Below are 16577 nucleotides of genomic sequence, written 5' to 3' on the forward strand. Positions count from 1 at the left end.
TCACCTGAAGCCGCCGCCCCAACCCCATCGAACCAACTCGCTCGATCGACCCACCGGACAGGATTCACCATGACCGCCCAGATCGAACCCACCAGTCGCTACCACCTGCGCGTCGAGCGCGTGAAGAAGATCGTCATGGAAGACACCAAGCTGAGCGACACCAAGGCGCTCGCGCTCGCCGTGCGGATGGTGCACGAGCTCGACACCGTTCCCGAGCCCGTGCGCTGAGTGTCAGGCCGGCAGGACCTCCGGCAGTCCGAACGCCTTGAACGCGCCCGGGACGAACGTCGTCACTTCGGCGACCGAACCGTCCACGACGAGCAGCGTGTTCAGGCCGAACGCGCGGAACGCCCCGTCGTGGCGGAGGTACGTCGCTACGGCGGGGCCGCCGTTGGCTCGCACTTCGCGCATCCGCAGCTCCATCGCGTCCGGCCCGTGCAGCACCGGCGCCCAGCCCGCCAGCACCGTCGCGCGGCCGCCGTACCACGTCGGCTCCGGCCCTTCGTGGCCGCCGGCGCCCGGCTGGTGGCTGCAGCGGACGTCGTCGCGCAGGACCGCCGCGATGGCCTGGTCGTCGCCCGCCGTGATCGCCGCCATGTAGCGGGAGACCACCGCGCGCTCGTCGCCGCTCGACTCGACGCGCCACTCCGTGCGCCGCGACGGCAGCTGCTCCTTCAACTCCGCCCGCGCCCGCAGAAGCGAGCTGTTCACCGAGGCCGGGGTCGTCTCCAGCGTTGTCGCTGTCTCCTTCGCCGTCCAGCCGACGACGTCGCGCAGGATCAGCACCGCGCGTTGCCGCGGCGAGAGGTACTGGACCGCCGCGAGGAACGCCAGCTCGACCGTCTCGCGCGCGACCGCCGCGTCGAGCAGGTCGTCCGGGCCGGGCTGCAGCCACGGCACCGCCGCCGCGGGCCGGGGCGCCAGGTGCGAGCCGGAAGCCACCGGCAAGTCGACGGACGGCACCACCCGCGGCGCGCGGTCGAGGAAGTCGAGGCACGTGTTGGTCGCGATCTTGTAGAGCCACGCCCGCAGGCTCGCCCGCCCGGCGTACTGCTCGCGGGCGCGCCACGCACGCAGGAACGTCTCCTGGACCAGGTCCTCGGCCTCGTCGAGCGACCCCAGCAGCCGGTAGCAGTGCACCTGCAGCTCACGCCGGTGCGCCTCGGCCAGGTCCGCGAACTCCGTCTCGTCCATCTCGGTAGTCACCATGCCCTATGTGACGGCGACCGCCGCACGAAGTCAGCTCTTCGCAGGTCAGCCGGGGTGTGGCCGAGGTTACTCGCGCGTTAAGAACACGTCAGCGGGAGCGGGGAACCCGTCAGGACGGCATCGGCGGCCGGCCTGCGGAGCCCGCCGGAGGGTTGTCCTGGGGGAGTCCGATCCGCCGCGATGCCCGGAGGCACCCGTGACGCTCAGCGAGCTTCTTCCCAGCCTCGGCTGTGAAGCCGCCGACCACCTCGAGCCAGGAGTCTGGCCGCGAAGCACCCGACTCGGCGAGGACGGCGAGCTGCTCCTCGCCGGCGCGAAGGTCAGCCACCTCGCCGCCCGCTTCGGGACGCCGTCGTACCTCATCGACGAGCAGCAGGTCCGCAACACCGCGCGTGAGTACCGGCAGGCGCTGCCGGACGTCGAAGTCGCGTACGCGAGCAAGGCGCTGTGCACGCGGTCCGTGCTGCGCTGGGTGGCCGAAGAGGGGTTGTCGCTCGACACGTGCTCCGCGGGTGAGATCGCGGTCGCCCGCGGGATCGGCTTTCCGCCGGAACGGATGCTGTTGCACGGCAACGCGAAGACGCCCGAGGACCTGAAGGCCGCGCTCGAGTACGGCGTCCGGCGGATCGTCGTCGACTCGCTCGACGAGATCGAGCAGCTCGGCGCCCTCGCGCACGGCGCGCAGCAGGTGATGATCCGCGTGACGCCGGGTGTCGCGGCCGGCGCGCACGCGGCGATCAGCACCGGCACCGAGGGCCAGAAGTTCGGCTTCTCCCTGCTCGACGGCGTCCCGGACAACGTCGACGCGGCCGTGAAGGCCGTGCGAAACTAGCCCGGGCTCAGGCTGGCCGGGCTGCACTGCCACATCGGCTCGCAGGTCTCGCGCGTCGACCGGTACGAGGCGGCCGCGCGGCGGATGGCCGAGGTGCTCGTCCGGATCCGCGACGTCCACGGCGTCACGCTGCGGGAGCTCGACCTCGGCGGCGGGCACGCGGTGCCGTACGTCGGCGGCGAGCCCGCGTTCGACCTGGGCGGCTACTCGCGACGCCTGCGCGTGGCGCTCGGGTACGAGTGCGCGGCGCACGGCTTTCCGTTGCCACGCTTGACGATCGAGCCGGGCCGGGCGATCGTCGGCCCGGCCGGGATCACGGTCTACCGCGTGTGCGCGGTCAAGCGCGGCAGCCGCACGTTCGTCGCGGTCGACGGCGGGATGAGCGACAACGCGCGCCCGTCCCTCTACGGCGCGCGCTACACCACACGGCTCGTCGGACGGCACTCGAAGGAGAAGCGCACCCCGATGACCGTCGTCGGCCGGCACTGCGAGTCCGGTGACGTCCTCGCCGACGGCATCCTCCTGCCCGGCGACCTGCACGCCGGTGACCTGCTGGCCGTGCCGTGCACCGGCGCGTACCACCACTCGCTGGCCTCGAACTACAACCAGGTCGGCCGCCCGCCGCTGGTCGGCGTCAAGGACGGCGTCGCGACGCTCTTGGTGCGCCGCGAGACCGAGGAGGACCTCAGCCGGCGGGATCTCGGGTAACGATCACGTCGCCGCCGCGCGGCACCAGACCGCGCGGCAGGCGACGCCCGGCGAAGAACTCGCGGCACGCCCGGTGCACCGCGAACATCAGCGGCACCCCCAGCACGATCGACACCACGCCGATCACCGCGACCCCGCCGACGCCGAACACCGTGGTCTCGCCCGCGTCCGGCCGCGCGTACTCGATCAGCGCGAACACCAGCACGGCGAGGAAGAACACCCCGCCAGCGAACGGCAACAGCCCGCGCAGCACGAAGTTGCGCACGCTCGCGAACAGCGTCCGGCGGAACACCCAGACACACGCGAGGGCGGTCATCGTGTACTCGATGGCGATGGTCAGCCCGACGGCGTCGACGCTGTCCGAGAGCACGTTGTCACTCACCAGCGCGAGCAGCACGTACACCGCGAGCGACACCAGCCCGAACGCCCAGGTGGCCACCGACGGCGTCCGGAACCGGGGGTGCACGCGGCCGAACACCCGCGGCAGCGCGCCGTGGCTGGCCATCGACAACGTCGTGCGCGCGGCGGGCATGATCGTCGCCTGGCTGGTCGCCGCGCCGCTGGTCAGCACCGAGACGATCAGCAGAACGCCCAGCACCTTCCCGGTGGTCCCGTCCCCGAACACGGCACCACCGAGCCCGGCCAGGACGTCGTCGGAGTTCGCCTCGTTGCCCAGCCCGACGCCGTCGGGGCCGACACCCGCGAAGGCGAGCGCCGCGACCGTGACGAGCAGGTAGTTCAGCACCAGCAACACCGTCGAGAGCACCGCCGCGCGGCCCGGCGCGTGGCGCGGGTCGGCCGACTCCTCGTTGACCGAGAGCGAGCTTTCCCAGCCCCAGTAGATGAAGACGGCCAGGAGCACCGCCGAGACCGCGGTGCCGACGCCGACCCCGCCGGGCCACAACCAGTCGAGGCGCGGCACCGAAGCCTGCGGTCCCGCGGTGCCGTCGAAGACGCGGACGAGCGCGACGACCGAGAACAGCGCCAGCACCGCCAGCTCGACCCCGAGCAGGATCCACTGCGCCCGCGCGGACACCTCGATGCCGCGGTGGCACAGCCAGCACAACGCGAGCAGCCAGGCGGCGCCGATCGCCGTCGTCACCCACCGGTTCTCCGCGACGTCGGACGCACCGAACAGCAGCAGCGTGTACCGGCCGGTGAGCGCGGACTGGCTGCTCATCACCAGCAGCTGGGCGACCGTGACGACCCAGCCGGTGAACCACCCCGCGTGGGCGCCGAACGCGCGGGTCGCCCACGTGAAGTTGGTGCCACAGTCGGGTTCCGCGCTGTTCAGCTCCCGGAACGCGAAGGCGACGAACAGCACCGGGACGAACGAAAGCAGGACGAACGCGGCCGCCTTGAAACCGGTACCGGCGAGCACGATCAGCCCGAGCGTCGCCGCGATCGAGTACGCCGGGGCCGTCGACGACATCCCGATGACCATCGACGACACCATGCCCAGCGCACCGCTGCGCAGCCCTTTCTCCGTGACGGCGGGCGCGGGTCGGCCGCCGAGGGCCACGGCGTCCGGCATGTGTTGGTCCTCCTGGAGTTCCGGTTCGGTGACGACGAGCCGCCAGACGGTACCCGGCGGCGGCCCGTGAGCGCCCCCGGCTGTGCTCGGACGCACAGAGGAGCCTCGGATTGGCTTGTGTTTTTCCTCCCGGGCCACCGATTCCTCGGCTGAGCGCGGCGCGCACGCCGGATCACGTGAAGCTGCTCCGGGACTCTCGCTTTCTGGTCAGGTCTCGATACGCTGCGCACTTGACAAATCACATGCCGAAACACAGGGAGGGACGGCATGGGTGACGAATCACGTGCGCGAGGACTGGACAATACGGACAGATCGTTGATCGCTCTGCTCCAGCAGGACGGCCGGGCCTCGTTCACCGCTCTTGCCAAGGCGGTCGGCCTGTCGGAGGGTGCCGTCCGCCAGCGGGTGCAGCGGCTGCTGCGCGACGACCTGATGCAGATCGTCGCGGTGACCGATCCCGCCAACGTCGACCTGACGCGGCAGGCGATGGTCGGGATCAGCGTCGACGGCGCGGATCCCCGTGCGGTGGCGGAGAAGTTGTCCGAGCTGCCGAACGTGCACTACGTCGTGCTCTGCGCCGGACGCTACGACCTGCTGGCCGAACTCGTCTGCCGGGACGACGACCACATGCTCGAAGTGCTGGGTGAGGAGATCCGGAAGATCCCGGGCGTCTCCGGCACCGAGTTGTTCGTGTACCTGAAGCTGGCCAAGCAGAACTACGCCTGGGGCCGGCTCACCGCGTAGCCGGCCGGGGTGACGGGCCGAGACCCCGCTCGCCACCCCGACCGGCTACAGGAAGCGGCGGTGGCCTGCGGAGACCGGTAGCCCGGCTTCGGCGAGCCCGCTCAGCGCCTGCGGCAGCGCCTCCCGGTGGAGCACCCCGAGGCGCTGCGTGGCGCGCGTGAGCGCGACGTACAGCTCCGCCGCGCCGCGCGGGCCCTCGGCGAGGATCCGCTCCGGTTCGACGACGAGGACGGCGTCGAACTCGAGGCCCTTGGCCGCCGACGGCGGGATCGCGCCCGGCACGCCTTCCGGGCCGATCACGACGCTGGTGCCTTCACGGTCGGCTTCGTCCTGTGCGAATTCGTCGATGGCGGCTTGCAAGTCGCCGTCCGCAACCTGTCTGGACCACGGCCGGATCCCGCACGCGCGCACCGATTCCGGCACCCGCGCGTCCGGGGCGAACTCGGCGAGCAGCGCGCCGGCGACGGTCATGATCTCCGCCGGGGTCCGGTAGTTCACGGTCAGTTCGCGGTACTGCCAGCGGTCGCGGACGTACGGCGCGAGCACCGGCGCCCACGCCTTCGCCCCGGCCGCCGACCGCCGCTGCGCGAGGTCGCCGACGATCGTGAACGACCGGCTCGGGCACCGCCGCATCAGCACCCGCCAGTCCATTTCGGACAGTTCCTGCGCCTCGTCGACGACGACGTGCCCGTACGTCCAGTCGCGGTCCTCGACCGCGCGCTCGGCTAGGTCACGGGTGTCGCGCTCGGCGAACCGGCCGGCGAGGTCCTGGGCGTAGAGCAGGTCGGTGGCGACCAGCTGGACGTCCTCGTCCAGTTCCTCGCGGTCCAGCTTCAGGAGGTCCATGACCCCGCCCGCGTACTCCTCGTCCTCCTCCGCCTGCTGCTTCGCGGCGGCGCGTTCGGCCGCGTCGTCCCGGCCGAGCAAGTCGGCCAGCTCGTCGAGCAACGGCACGTCCGAGACCGTCCAGGCCCCGCCGTCCACGCGGAACAACGACGGGTCTGCTCCGGCCGCCTCGAGCCGTCGGGGCGACATGTAGAGCGGTGCCAGCAGCGTCTCCGGCGTCAGCGACGGCCACAACGCGTCGAGCGCGGCCGCGAGTTCTTCGTGCTCTGCCAGCTCTTCGCGGACGTCGGCGCGGAGGTTGGCCCACGCGCCCTGGTCCTCCCGGCTCAGCCAGCCCTGGCCGATCACCGCCACGGCCCGCTCGGCCAGGAGCCGGACGGCGACCTCGCGGAACACCTGGCGGGCCTCGTTGTGCGGCAGCTCCGTCCGCCGCGCCTCGAGCCTGGCCTCGTCGGCGACGTCGGCGTCGAGCGCCACCGTGACGTCGGCCAGCTCGACCGGCACCGGCTCGTCGGGCACCTTCTGCCGGTCGGCGACCGCCGCCGCGAGGACGTCGAGGATCTTCAGTGAGCCCTTGAGCTCCGCGATCCCGGGCGCGTCCTCGGCCGTGACGCGCAAGCCGGGCACGAGCCCGCCGGTCGTCGTGAAGACGACGTCCGACTCGCCGAGCGACGGCAGCACGCGGCCGATGTGGTCCAGGAACACCGGGCTCGGCCCGACCACCAGCACGCCGCTGCGCGACATCCGCTCACGCTGGGTGTAGAGCAGGTAGGCCACCCGGTGCAGCGCGACGGCGGTCTTGCCGGTGCCGGGCCCGCCTTCGACGACCAGCACCCCCGCGTGGCCGAGCCGGATGATCTCGTCCTGCTCGGCCTGGATGGTCGCGACGATGTCGCGCATGCCCGCGCCGCGCGGCGCGTTGACGGCCGCCAGCAGCGCCGCGTCACCGCGCTCCTGGTCGCCGGGCCGGCCGAACACCTCGTCCGTGAAGTCGACGACCCGGCGGCCCATCGTGTGGAACTGACGTCGCCGCCGCATGTCTTCCGGAGTCGCCGCGGTGGCGACGTAGAACGCGCGCGACGCCGGCGCCCGCCAATCCAGCAGAAGCGGTTCGTAGTCGTTTTCGCTGTCGAAGATCCCGATCCGGCCGATGTAACTCCGTTCGCCGGAAAGGGCGTCGAGCCTGCCGAAGCAGAGCCCGTTGTCGACGACGTTCAGCCGGGCCGTCTCACGCGCCCGGACGCGCACGTCGGCGTCCCGCTCCACGAGCGCGATGCCGGTTTCCCCCAGTGCGGCACGAAAGCGGCGCGCCGCCTGCTCGCGTTCACGGTCGAGACGCGCGTACAGCTCGGCCGTGTACGCGCGTTCGGACCGCAATTCCTCGTCGTACCCCTGATTTGACAAGTTCCCCTCACAGCGGTTAGACTGACAACACATTCGGCGGGTTCTCCTATTTGTTTTCGGAGAGCACGTCGATTTTTTATTGTCCACCCGCTGTCAAGAGCGGCATCCGGTACTGTCTCGACGCATGAGCGGTCCACGGGTATTCCGGTTGATCCAGCCCGTCGACGACATCGAGACGGCGGTGGCGTTCTACGGCCGGGTCCTCGGCGACGCCGGTGAGCGGATCGCGCTCAACCGGCACTACTTCACCTGCGGCAGCGTGGTCCTCGCCTGCGTCGAAGCACCGCTCGAACGCCGGGAACCGCGGCCCGACAAGGATCCGCGGATCGTCTACCTGGCGGTCGACGACGTCGAAGCGACGTTCGAGCAGGTCCGGGCCGCCGGGCCGCGCTGGATCGACGACGGCATCGCGACCCAGTTCTGGGGCGAACGCTCCTTCTACGCCGACGACCCGTTCGGCAACCCGCTCTGCTTCGTCCAGGAGGACACGCTCTACTTGGGCGGTCCCGTCGGCTGAGCGTCTTCCAGCGGATCACCGTCGGTCGGATGCAGCCGGAACGGGATGACGAACCAGAGCACGCCGAAGATCAGCAACGTGAGCACCGCGACGACGATCATCGCGGGTTCGCCGTAGACGACCTTCGCGATGAGCGCGACGGTCGACGTGATCGCCAGGGCCAGGCAGACGAGCCCGACCAGCACGAACCGGTTGCCGACGGTCAGGATCCGCTCACGGCTGCCCGTGCGGAACAGCAGCCGGTGCCACGCCGCGGGTGCGGTCAGCAGCGCCGTCGCCGCGACCGAGAGCATCACCGCGGTCAGGTGCAACGACTTCTCGAACCCGCTGGCGTTGTGGAACCGGTCGGTGAACACGACGGACAGCAGGAAGCCGAAGAGGATCTGCACGCCGGCCTGCGCCACCCGCAACTCCTGCAGCAGCTCGCCGACGTTGCGCGTCAGCTGCTGGTTACGGGTTTCACCGGTGTGTTCGGGCACGGCAAAACGATACCCGGTGAAGCCGTCCGTCGCTGTCCACTGTGGAGCAGACGAAACCCGTGCGGGAACCGCCGGTGCCGCCTCGCCTGCCTGGCCGTCTCCTTCCAGAACCCCGTCAGAACCCCCAAGAACGCTCGGGCACCACGCGGATGCGGACGGAGTATTCGGCGTCGAACGCCTCCGGCGTCGTGAAGCCGATGCCCTCGTAACGGGAGCCGTACTTGTCGAGGTACCCGGGCGCTTCCGAGGCCTTGCCCTCCTCGATCCGCGCCTTCCCGTTGACGACGAGGATCGCACCGCCGTCGTCGGCGCTGTTCAGGTTCAGCGTGACCTCGGGGTTCGCCTCGATGTGCCGCAGTTTCGCGGTGCCAGGCTTGCTGAACACCAGGATGTCTTCACCGTCGAGGACGAACCAGACCGGCCGTGGCGCGGGCCGCCCCTTCGGTGTCACGGTGGTCAGCCAGCCGATCGGTTCCCCGGCTCGGTCGGCGAGTTTCGGTGCCATGTCCGCGTTACCCCCTGTGGGTCGGTGTTGTGATCCACGTAACCACGAGGCACCGACAATTTCTTCCCGGTCAGCGTGAGGTGACGCGCCGCGCGTACCGCGACCCGGCCGCCAGCAGCACCAGCCCGGCGCCGAGGAACGCGCCGACCCGGGCCAGGCCGTCCAGAGCCGAAAGGTCGAACAGCACCAGCTTCAGCACCGCGGCGCCGACCAGCACCAGCCCGATCACGCGCAGCGCCACGAGGTCGATCCCGCGCAACAGCAGGACGAGCGCCGCGACCGTCCAGGACACCGTGATCAGCGCGTGGCCGAGCAGGAATCCGGGGCGGCCGGGGACCGCCAGCATCGACCCGCTCAGCACGACCCCGCCGGCGCCGTACAGCGCGGCGACCCCGGCCAGCAGCCACACGGGCAGGTCGTCCGCCGGTCCCTTGAAGACGTCCAGCCGTGCCGCCGCCCAGGGCAGCGCGACCGAAACGGCGAGGATCAGCACGGAAACCGCGAGCGCGCCGGCCAGTTCGGCGGCCGAGTGCGGGCGGGGGACGATCAGCAGCACGGGCGTGACGTCGAAGAACACGGCGATCAGGCCGCCGAGGGTGGCGAAGGCCAGCGCGGCGCCGAGCGCGAGCCGGTTGCGCCCGCCCAGCGCGGCCACGACCAGCAGCAACGCCTCACCCAGCAGCACCCCGGCGCGGGCCGGGCCGTCGAACTGGGTGACCGTCGCCTGCAGGATCGCCAGCAGCCCGGCGAGCCCGGCGAGCTGCCCGGCGAGGCCGGACCAGAAGCGGCGCGCGGCCCACACCGCGAGCAGGACGACCCCCGCCCCGGCCGCGACCGGCACGGCCTGGACCTTCGGCAGCACCAGCGCGGCGACCAGGGTCGGCACCACCGCCGTCGCCAGCACGGACAGCGCGGCGGGGTCGTTCTCCCGGCGGCGCACCACGATCAGCGCGAGCCCAACGCCGACGACGGAGGTGCCGGCGGCCGCGGCGGTGTTCGCCCAGCTGCCGCCCTCGACGACGGTGGCGATGACGGAGGCTAACAGCGGCGGGATGCCGGCGGCCAGCGTCAGCGAGGACCAGTCACGGCGCAGCTGCACCGGCGTCGTCGCGAGCTGGACCATCAGCAGGAAGGTGACCAGTTCCGGGCTGAAGCCGCCGGTGATCATCGGCGCGCACACGACACACCCGACGACGACGGCCGACGCCAGCAGCGGCGACTCCCAGCGCACGGCCACGAGCAGCCCGCCGACGGTGATGGCCAACCCGATCGCGAGGCCGGCGAGCACCGGCAGGTACTCGTACAACGACGTCGCCGCGACGGCGTCCAGGTAAAGCGTCGCAATGCCGGTAGCGGCCAGCGCGAACGCGCCGGTCCGACCGGCGGGCTTGCGGTGCAGCCACACGCCGGTGCCGGTCAACGCCAGCCCGAACGCGGCGCCGACGAGCACCCGCGGCAGCGGCCCGAGCCACCCCCGCTGCACGGCCAGCACCAGCAACAGGACGACGCCCAGCAGAGTCACACCACCACCGACCCAGGCCAGAACCCGACTGCCGGCGCCCTCCTTGCCGAGCTTCTCGCCCAGCGTCTGGCGGGGAGCGGGCTGGTAAGGCGGCTGCGGCGGAAAGTACTGCTGCTGAGGAGGCTGCGGGTAGGGCGGCTGCCACGCGTACTGCGGCGGCCACGGCGGCGGCATCTGCGGCTGCTGAGCCTGCTGCGGCGGCCCCTGCTGCGCCTGCTTCGCCGCGGGCTGCTGCTGCGGCACCGCCTGCTGCGGGGCGACCCGCGGCGGCTGCACCAGCTGCGGCGGCAAGGCCTGCGGCCCCTGCTGACCCTGCGGCTGCTGCGGGACGGACTGCTGCGGCGGCGCCTGCTGCGCCGTGGGCTGCGGCGGCGCCTGCTGCGCCGTGGGCTGCGGCGGCGCAGCAGCCCACGGCTGCGGTGCCGGCTGGGGCCCTTCGGTCGCCTTCGACGCTTCAGCTTGCTTCGGCGCTTCTGTCGACTTCGCCGCGTCAGCAGCCTTCGGTGCTTCAGCCAGCTTCGGCTCTTCAGCCGCCTTCGCCGCTTCAGCCCCCTTCGGCCCTTCGGTCGCCTTCGGCGCTTCCGCCGAGTTCGCCGCTCCAGCCTGCTTCGGCACCTCGGCAGCCCTCGCCGCTTCAGCAGCCTTCGCCGCTTCAGCCTGCTTCGGTGCTTCGTCCGCCTTCGGTGCTTCGTCCGCCTTCGGCGCTTCGCCCTGCCTCGGTGTCTCGGCCTGCTTCGCAGCTTCAGCCTGCTGCGGCCCTTCGGTCGCCTTCGGCCCTTCCGCCGACTTCGGCGCTCCAGTCAGCGTCGGCACCTCGGCCGACTTCGCCGCTTCACCCGCCTTCGCCGCTTCGGCCTGCTTCGCCCCTTCAGCCCCCTTCGGCGCTTCAGCCAGCTTCGGCCGTACCTCGCCCTCGGCGGTCCGTAGTTCGGAACCCACCTCTGCGAGCCGACGCCCCAGGTCGTCGATCTCGCCGGCGAGCCGGAGGAGCACATTCGCTTCGGTGGTCATACCGGACAGGGTCACGTACCGGCGCCCACCTGCGGATCCGTAGCACTACTCAATCCGTGGTCACGTCCTGGTCGCGGCCACCACCTCGTCCATCGTCCCCATGATCGAGACGGTTTCGTCGAGCGGCATGTGCGGGCTCTCTAGCTCGCCGGCAGCCAGCCGCAGCGCCACCTCGTCGGCCTGGTGCCGCAGGCCGCGGCCCTCGTCGACGTACTCGAAGCGGCTCCGGTCGCCTTCGCGCGGGATGAGCGTGAACGACGCGGGCGCGTAGAACGGGCCTTCGATCTCGATCCGGGCGTCCGTGCCGACGATCGTCGCCGTCGTCGGGGAAATCGCGCGCAACGTGCAGCTCAGCACGGCCTGCGCGCCGCCGGCGTAGCCGAACAGCATCGACGTCTGCGCGTCGACGCCGGTGAACGCCGGCGCGGCCGTGCTGACGACGCGTTCGGGCGTGCCGAGCACCATCGACGCGAACGAAACCGGGTAGATCCCCAGGTCGAGCAGGGCACCGCCGCCCAGTTCCGGCGCGAACAGCCGGAAGGCCGGGTCCTCGGCGAACCACTGCCCGTGGTCGGCGGTGACCGTGACGACGTCGCCGAGCTGCGGCAGCAGCTCCCGGACGTGCCGGATGTGCGGCAGGAAGCGCGTCCACATCGCCTCCATCAGGAAGAGCCCGCGCTCCCGCGCCAGCGCGACGAGGTCGCGCGCCTCCTCGGCGTTCATCGTGAACGGCTTTTCGACGAGCACGGCTTTCCCCACCTCGAGCGCGAGCCGGGCGTTGCCGTGGTGCATCGGGTGCGGCGTCGCGACGTAGACGACATCGATGTCAGGGTCATTGGCAAGAGCTTCGTAGCTGCTGTGCCGGGTTTCGATCCCGAACCGGTCGGCGAAGGCGGCCGCGCTCCCGGCGGTCCGCGACCCGACCGCGGCGACGACACCGGAGTCGGTCAGCTTCAGGTCTTCGGCGAAGGCCGCGGCGATCCCGCCGGTGCCCATGATTCCCCAGCGCAGGGGTGTGGTCGTCATGCCACCGACTCTAGGCGCTCCGGCCACTTCGGCGAACGGCCGAGGAGCGCGACGACGCGGTCCAAACCGGACAGTTCCGTGCCGTCGACCGCCGGCCCGAAGGCCGCGCCGGGAACGAGCCGGGACTGTCCACCCGGGACGGATTCGGTGATGCGCAACGCGGCGTCGAGGACGTCTTGGTCGAAGTGGACCGGCAGGCCGAGGGTGCGTGCGACGTCCCAGGAGTGCACGACGTAGTCGACGAAGTGGAACCCGAGCACCTGCTCCGGGCGGAACGTGATCTCGGTGCTGAACTCCGGCAGCGGCAGCTCGTCGCGGTCGATGGCCGCGAAGGCGTCCAGGACCCGCTCCACCGAGTCGCGGTAGGTGGCGACCGGGTCGTCGCCGAGGGAGACCAGCTTCCAGTGGGCGAGGTCGCCGTCACCGCGCGCCGACGCGGCGAAGCCGAGGTTCTGGGTGGTCATGTGGGCCACCAGGCCGTAGAGGGTCCACGCCTCGCACGGCGTCGCCTTGCCGAAGTCGGCCGGTGTGCTGCGGGCGACGAGGTCGAGGCTGGTCCGGGTCGCGACGGCGTCCAATTCATTGATAAGCATACGCATATCGTCTACGCATGCTTATCATCTGTCAAGCGGCTAGGGTCGGCGCATGGCGGAGCGACCGGATCTGGCGGCGATGCTCGGCGGGCTGGTGCGCACCCTGGTCGCGCTGGAGACGCCGGTGCTCGAAGAGCAGCGGCTGAGCATGTGGGGTTACGTCGTGCTCAGCGCCCTCGACGACGGCCCGGTCCGCACCCAGGCCGCGCTCGCCCAGGCGATCGGCGCGGACAAGACGCGCATCATCGGCACGCTCGACGAACTGCAGGACGCAGGCCTGATCAGCCGCGAGCCGGACCCGGCCGACCGCCGCGTCCGGCTGCTGGAGATCACCGCGGCAGGCCGGGAACGACGGCGGGCCGCGCAGGACCGGATCCAGGCGCGGGAAGAGAAGCTGCTGGCCAAGCTACCCACGACCGACCGCGAGGCGTTCCTCCGCGCGGCGCGGATGCTCGCGGAATAGCCGCCGTCAGAGCTTGCGGGCGACCACCCCGGCGATGAGCCGCTGCGCGGAGTTGAGCGGCTTGAGGCTCGGGCCGTCAGGCCACCAGTTCGCGAGCAGCACGATGCCGGGGTCGACGATCTCCAGGCCGGGCAGCAGTTCCTCGATCTCCTGCTCGGTGCGCGCGGTGGCGCCGCCGAGCGAACCGCTTGCGACGGCCCGCTGGAAGGCGTCCACCGTGTCGTGGTCGCCGCCCTCGCCGGGGTCGAACAGGTGCGAAATGGCGACGTACGAGCCCGAAGGCAGCGCGTCGACGTACTCACGCATGATATCGGCCGGGCGGTGCCGGTCACCCTGGTAGTGGTGCAGCGTGGCCACGAACATCAGCGCGATCGGCCGCCTCCAGTCGAGGTGCTCCCGCACGAGGTCGTGGCCGAGGATCGTCTCGGGCTCGAAGATGTCGCCGCTGATGAACCGGGTCCGGTCGTTCTCCTCCAGCAGGGCGTGGCCGTGCGCGACGACGACCGGGTCGTTGTCGACGTAGACGACCTTGGACAGCTTCTCGACGCGCTGGACGACTTGGTGCACGTTCTCCGTCGTCGGCAGGCCCGACCCGCAGTCGAGGTACTGGTCGACGCCGGCGCGTTCGGCGAGGAAGCGGCAGACGCGGATCAGGTACCGGCGGTTCTCGAGGGCCAGGTCCGCGACCTCGGGCAGCACCCGCTGCAGCCGCGCCAGCTCGTCCCGGTCGACCTGGTAGTGGTCCTTCCCGCCGAGCACGAAGTCGTACATCCGCGCGATGCTGGCCCGGCTCGGATCCACCCCGACCGGCGCGTTCGTCTCCCTGCGTCTCGCCTCCACCCTCCGGACACGTGGCGTCCACGAAAACCGTTCACGGGGATCCGACTCCGGCCCCTGGTCGACGTGATCGACAGCACAGGTGACAATGGAGGACGTGACTGCCCTGCTGAGCAAGCCCGCCCTGAAGATCGGCCCGTACGAGGTCGATCCGCCGGTCGTGCTCGCGCCCATGGCCGGGATCACCAACGTCGCCTTCCGGCAGCTGTGCGCGGAGTACGGCGCCGGGATCTACGTCTGCGAAATGATCACCGCGCGGGCCGTCGTCGAACGGCACCCCGGGACCATGCACATGATGACCTTCGGGGCCGACGAAAAGCCCAGGTCGATGCAGCTCTACGGCGTCGACCCGAAGACCATGCGCGAGGCCGTGAAGATCATCGTCGGCGAGGGGCTCGCCGACCACATCGACTCCAACTTCGGCTGCCCGGTCGCGAAGGTGACGCGCAAGGGCGGCGGGGCGGCGTTGCCGTTCAAGCGGAAGCTGTTCGCCGACATCGTGCGCGAGTCCGCCGCCGCGGCCGCCGAGGCCGGCGTTCCGTTCACGGTGAAGTTCCGCGTCGGCATCGACGACGACCACCTGACCTACCTCGACGCCGGCCGCATCGCCGAGGCCGAAGGCGCGGCGGCCGTCAGCCTGCACGCGCGCACGGCGGCCCAGCGCTACTCGGGCCAGGCCGACTGGACGAAGATCGCGGCGCTGAAGGAGGCCGTCACCAGCATCCCGGTGCTGGGCAACGGCGACATCTTCTGCGCGGACGACGCCCTGCGCATGGTCGCGGAAACGGGCTGCGACGGCGTCGTCGTCGGCCGCGGCTGCCTGGGCCGCCCGTGGCTGTTCGGAGAGCTGGAGGCGGCGTTCGCCGGGCGGCCACTGCCGACCCCGCCGAACCTGGGCGAAGTCGCCGTCGTACTGCGCCGGCACGCCGAGCTGCTCATCCAGCACGACGGCGAGACCAAGGCCCTGCGCGACCTGCGCAAGCACATGGCCTGGTACTTCATGAACTTCCCGGTCGGCTCCGAACTGCGCCGCGGCTTCGCGATGGTGTCCAGCCTGCCGGAACTGGACGACCTCATCACCCGCCTGGACCACGACGCCCCGTTCCCCGACAACGCGGACGGCCCGCGCGGACGCCAGGGCTCACCGGGCAAGGTGACGCTCCCGCACGGCTGGCTCAACGACCCGGACGACGACTGCGTCCCGGAAGCGGAAGACATGCACTCCGGCGGCTGAGCTTCACGGCTGCTCGCGGTCCTTGCGCCTGATGTCGAGCGGCGGGTTCAGGGCCTTCGCGATCTCGGGGATGTCCTCCGGCCGAGCCTTGGACACGAGGGTCTTCGCGGTCAGCCATTTGCAGAGCGGTCTGACGACAGACCCGACCGCGATTCCGCTCGCGCCCACGATTGCCGCCAGCTCGGGAAGTCCGGCTGCCATGCTCCCACTCCTTACCTACCGGATCGGGTAAGCAAGGCGCAGGGGCCAACCCGACCAGCGTTTCCACTGGGTAGGCCGAGTTGTCCCTCGTCTCAGCACTAGCGACATTCCGAACTTGCTGATCCCCAACAGCCAGCTCATCGCACCGCCGATCCTAGCAAGCCGAGCCCGTGACATCTGTCAGCCCGAAGTCGTGGCGGACGGCATCTCTGCCGAACCCCTTGCCGCGACAAGCTCTTCCCATGACGAACGACAACGCTCCCGCCTCGCTCCTCAAGACCCTCGCCGTCGAGATCGCCGTCCCCACCGGCGTCTACTACGGGCTCCACTCGCTCGGTGTCAGCGTCTTCCTCTCTCTCGCCCTCAGCGGGGTCTTTCCGCTGGCCCGGACCCTCTTCCAGTTCGCCAAGAACCGCACGATCAACGGCCTTGCGCTGGTCGTCCTGGTGACCAACGTCGTCGGCATGCTGCTGACCTTCGTCGCCGGGGACGCGCGGATGATGATCGCCAAGGACTCGATCGGGAGCGGCTTCACCGGGATCGTCATCCTGATCTCCGCGTTCACCGCGCAGCCGATCATGACCAAGGCCCTGCGCCCGTTCCTCACCCACGGCAAGGCCGACCACGAAGCCGCCTGGGAGCGGCTCAGTGGTGGGCGCCGGTTCGAGAGCGCCCTGCGGCGCGCCAGTTTCATCTGGGGGATCGGCTTCGTGCTGGAAAGCGCCGCTCGGGTCGTCGGGGCGTTCACGCTGCCCGTCGAGACCATGGTCTGGCTGAGCACCGTCCTCTTCATCGGCTCGTTCGCCGTGATCATGGTCGTCGCCGGAATCGCGGCGAAGACGGCCGGTGAGATGGTCGCGAACGAGGCCGCCCAGGACACCCGGGAGCTCGTCGCCGCTTGACCTGCGGAAA

The 16577-nt window shown here is 70.9% G+C and carries 16 protein-coding genes and 1 pseudogene; 7 read left to right on the plus strand and 10 right to left on the minus strand.

The annotated features are described in order from the left end of the window. The first annotated feature begins 69 nt into the window (after nt 1-69). The gene (locus tag VA596_RS07800; protein ID WP_323324637.1) at nt 70-228 is read left to right on the plus strand and encodes a DUF6307 family protein; all 159 of its coding nucleotides are present in this window, start codon (nt 70-72) and stop codon (nt 226-228) included. A 3-nt stretch (nt 229-231) separates the two neighbouring features. Here the strand turns inward: VA596_RS07800 and VA596_RS07805 are convergent, their stop codons facing one another. Continuing rightward, nucleotides 232-1194, minus strand: coding sequence for an RNA polymerase subunit sigma-70 (locus VA596_RS07805; RefSeq protein WP_323324638.1), 963 nt, complete (start codon nt 1192-1194; stop codon nt 232-234). Between the two features lie 211 nt (nt 1195-1405). Here VA596_RS07805 and lysA point away from each other — a divergent pair. After that, nucleotides 1406-2749, plus strand: a pseudogene (gene lysA, locus VA596_RS07810) (diaminopimelate decarboxylase). Here lysA and VA596_RS07815 read toward each other — a convergent pair. Further along, a complete protein-coding gene (locus tag VA596_RS07815; protein ID WP_323324639.1) occupies nt 2727-4283 on the minus strand; it encodes an APC family permease in 1557 nt (518 codons plus the stop codon). The pseudogene lysA and the gene VA596_RS07815 overlap by 23 nt on opposite strands. A gap of 267 nt (nt 4284-4550) precedes the next feature. On the opposite strand from VA596_RS07815, the gene VA596_RS07820 reads away from it, so the two are divergent. Further along, nucleotides 4551-5027, plus strand: coding sequence for an Lrp/AsnC family transcriptional regulator (locus VA596_RS07820; protein WP_323324640.1), 477 nt, complete (start codon nt 4551-4553; stop codon nt 5025-5027). A gap of 45 nt (nt 5028-5072) precedes the next feature. On the opposite strand, the gene helR is transcribed toward VA596_RS07820, so the two are convergent. Continuing rightward, on the minus strand, nt 5073-7277 hold the full coding sequence (helR, locus tag VA596_RS07825; RefSeq protein ID WP_323324641.1) for an RNA polymerase recycling motor ATPase HelR: 2205 nt from the start codon (nt 7275-7277) through the stop codon (nt 5073-5075). Between the two features lie 124 nt (nt 7278-7401). Here helR and VA596_RS07830 point away from each other — a divergent pair, with 124 nt between their 5' ends. Continuing rightward, on the plus strand, nt 7402-7794 hold the full coding sequence (locus VA596_RS07830; protein WP_323324642.1) for a VOC family protein: 393 nt from the start codon (nt 7402-7404) through the stop codon (nt 7792-7794). On the opposite strand, the gene VA596_RS07835 is transcribed toward VA596_RS07830, so the two are convergent. The 5 genes from VA596_RS07835 to VA596_RS07855 all read right to left on the minus strand — a co-directional run bounded on the left by VA596_RS07835 (nt 7770) and on the right by VA596_RS07855 (nt 12930). Next, entirely contained in the window at nt 7770-8273 is a 504-nt protein-coding gene (locus VA596_RS07835; protein ID WP_323324643.1) for a DUF6328 family protein, read from the minus strand. The two genes, VA596_RS07830 and VA596_RS07835, sit on opposite strands and share 25 nt — an antisense overlap. A gap of 115 nt (nt 8274-8388) precedes the next feature. Continuing rightward, entirely contained in the window at nt 8389-8778 is a 390-nt protein-coding gene (locus tag VA596_RS07840) for a TIGR03667 family PPOX class F420-dependent oxidoreductase (RefSeq protein ID WP_323324644.1), read from the minus strand. 70 nt (nt 8779-8848) lie between these two features. Next, entirely contained in the window at nt 8849-11311 is a 2463-nt protein-coding gene (locus tag VA596_RS07845; RefSeq protein ID WP_410171849.1) for a DUF2339 domain-containing protein, read from the minus strand. A gap of 60 nt (nt 11312-11371) precedes the next feature. After that, nucleotides 11372-12337 (minus strand): Gfo/Idh/MocA family protein, encoded by a 966-nt coding sequence (locus VA596_RS07850; protein WP_323324645.1) that lies wholly within the window; start codon nt 12335-12337, stop codon nt 11372-11374. Then, the gene (locus tag VA596_RS07855) at nt 12334-12930 is read right to left on the minus strand and encodes a TIGR03086 family metal-binding protein (protein ID WP_323324646.1); all 597 of its coding nucleotides are present in this window, start codon (nt 12928-12930) and stop codon (nt 12334-12336) included. The genes VA596_RS07850 and VA596_RS07855 overlap by 4 nt, the downstream gene beginning before the upstream one ends. Before the next feature lie 52 nt (nt 12931-12982). Between VA596_RS07855 and VA596_RS07860 the strand changes: the two genes are divergently transcribed. Continuing rightward, a complete protein-coding gene (locus VA596_RS07860) occupies nt 12983-13393 on the plus strand; it encodes a MarR family winged helix-turn-helix transcriptional regulator (RefSeq protein WP_323324647.1) in 411 nt (136 codons plus the stop codon). Nucleotides 13394-13399: 6 nt separating this feature from the next. On the opposite strand, the gene VA596_RS07865 is transcribed toward VA596_RS07860, so the two are convergent. After that, complete coding sequence (locus tag VA596_RS07865) at nt 13400-14233, minus strand: SAM-dependent methyltransferase (protein WP_323324648.1); 834 nt, start codon at nt 14231-14233, stop codon at nt 13400-13402. Nucleotides 14234-14318: 85 nt separating this feature from the next. Here VA596_RS07865 and dusB point away from each other — a divergent pair, with 85 nt between their 5' ends. Beyond that, nucleotides 14319-15464: a tRNA dihydrouridine synthase DusB gene (gene dusB / locus VA596_RS07870; RefSeq protein ID WP_323324649.1), complete on the plus strand. Its 1146-nt coding sequence runs from the start codon at nt 14319-14321 to the stop codon at nt 15462-15464. Nucleotides 15465-15467: 3 nt separating this feature from the next. On the opposite strand, the gene VA596_RS07875 is transcribed toward dusB, so the two are convergent. Beyond that, nucleotides 15468-15665, minus strand: coding sequence for a hypothetical protein (locus VA596_RS07875; protein WP_323324650.1), 198 nt, complete (start codon nt 15663-15665; stop codon nt 15468-15470). 242 nt (nt 15666-15907) lie between these two features. On the opposite strand from VA596_RS07875, the gene VA596_RS07880 reads away from it, so the two are divergent. Continuing rightward, nucleotides 15908-16567 carry a VC0807 family protein gene (locus VA596_RS07880; RefSeq protein WP_323324651.1) on the plus strand — a complete coding sequence of 220 codons (660 nt, stop codon included), beginning with the start codon at nt 15908-15910 and terminating at the stop codon, nt 16565-16567. Nucleotides 16568-16577: the final 10 nt, after the last annotated feature.

The organism is Amycolatopsis heterodermiae (assembly GCF_034929455.1).
GTDB lineage: Bacteria > Actinomycetota > Actinomycetes > Mycobacteriales > Pseudonocardiaceae > Amycolatopsis > Amycolatopsis heterodermiae.

Bases quoted from the DNA above. Each gene is read 5' to 3' on its own strand.
- VA596_RS07815 (WP_323324639.1), bottom strand. From the start codon at position 4,283: ATGCCGGACGCCGTGGCCCTCGGCGGCCGACCCGCGCCCGCCGTCACG.
- VA596_RS07840 (WP_323324644.1), bottom strand. From the start codon at position 8,778: ATGGCACCGAAACTCGCCGACCGAGCCGGGGAACCGATCGGCTGGCTG.
- VA596_RS07880 (WP_323324651.1), top strand. From the start codon at position 15,908: ATGACGAACGACAACGCTCCCGCCTCGCTCCTCAAGACCCTCGCCGTC.
- VA596_RS07800 (WP_323324637.1), top strand. From the start codon at position 70: ATGACCGCCCAGATCGAACCCACCAGTCGCTACCACCTGCGCGTCGAG.
- VA596_RS07830 (WP_323324642.1), top strand. From the start codon at position 7,402: ATGAGCGGTCCACGGGTATTCCGGTTGATCCAGCCCGTCGACGACATC.
- VA596_RS07850 (WP_323324645.1), bottom strand. From the start codon at position 12,337: ATGACGACCACACCCCTGCGCTGGGGAATCATGGGCACCGGCGGGATC.
- dusB (WP_323324649.1), top strand. From the start codon at position 14,319: ATGGAGGACGTGACTGCCCTGCTGAGCAAGCCCGCCCTGAAGATCGGC.
- VA596_RS07855 (WP_323324646.1), bottom strand. From the start codon at position 12,930: ATGCTTATCAATGAATTGGACGCCGTCGCGACCCGGACCAGCCTCGAC.
- VA596_RS07860 (WP_323324647.1), top strand. From the start codon at position 12,983: ATGGCGGAGCGACCGGATCTGGCGGCGATGCTCGGCGGGCTGGTGCGC.
- VA596_RS07845 (WP_410171849.1), bottom strand. From the start codon at position 11,311: ATGACCACCGAAGCGAATGTGCTCCTCCGGCTCGCCGGCGAGATCGAC.
- VA596_RS07875 (WP_323324650.1), bottom strand. From the start codon at position 15,665: ATGGCAGCCGGACTTCCCGAGCTGGCGGCAATCGTGGGCGCGAGCGGA.
- VA596_RS07805 (WP_323324638.1), bottom strand. From the start codon at position 1,194: ATGGACGAGACGGAGTTCGCGGACCTGGCCGAGGCGCACCGGCGTGAG.
- VA596_RS07820 (WP_323324640.1), top strand. From the start codon at position 4,551: ATGGGTGACGAATCACGTGCGCGAGGACTGGACAATACGGACAGATCG.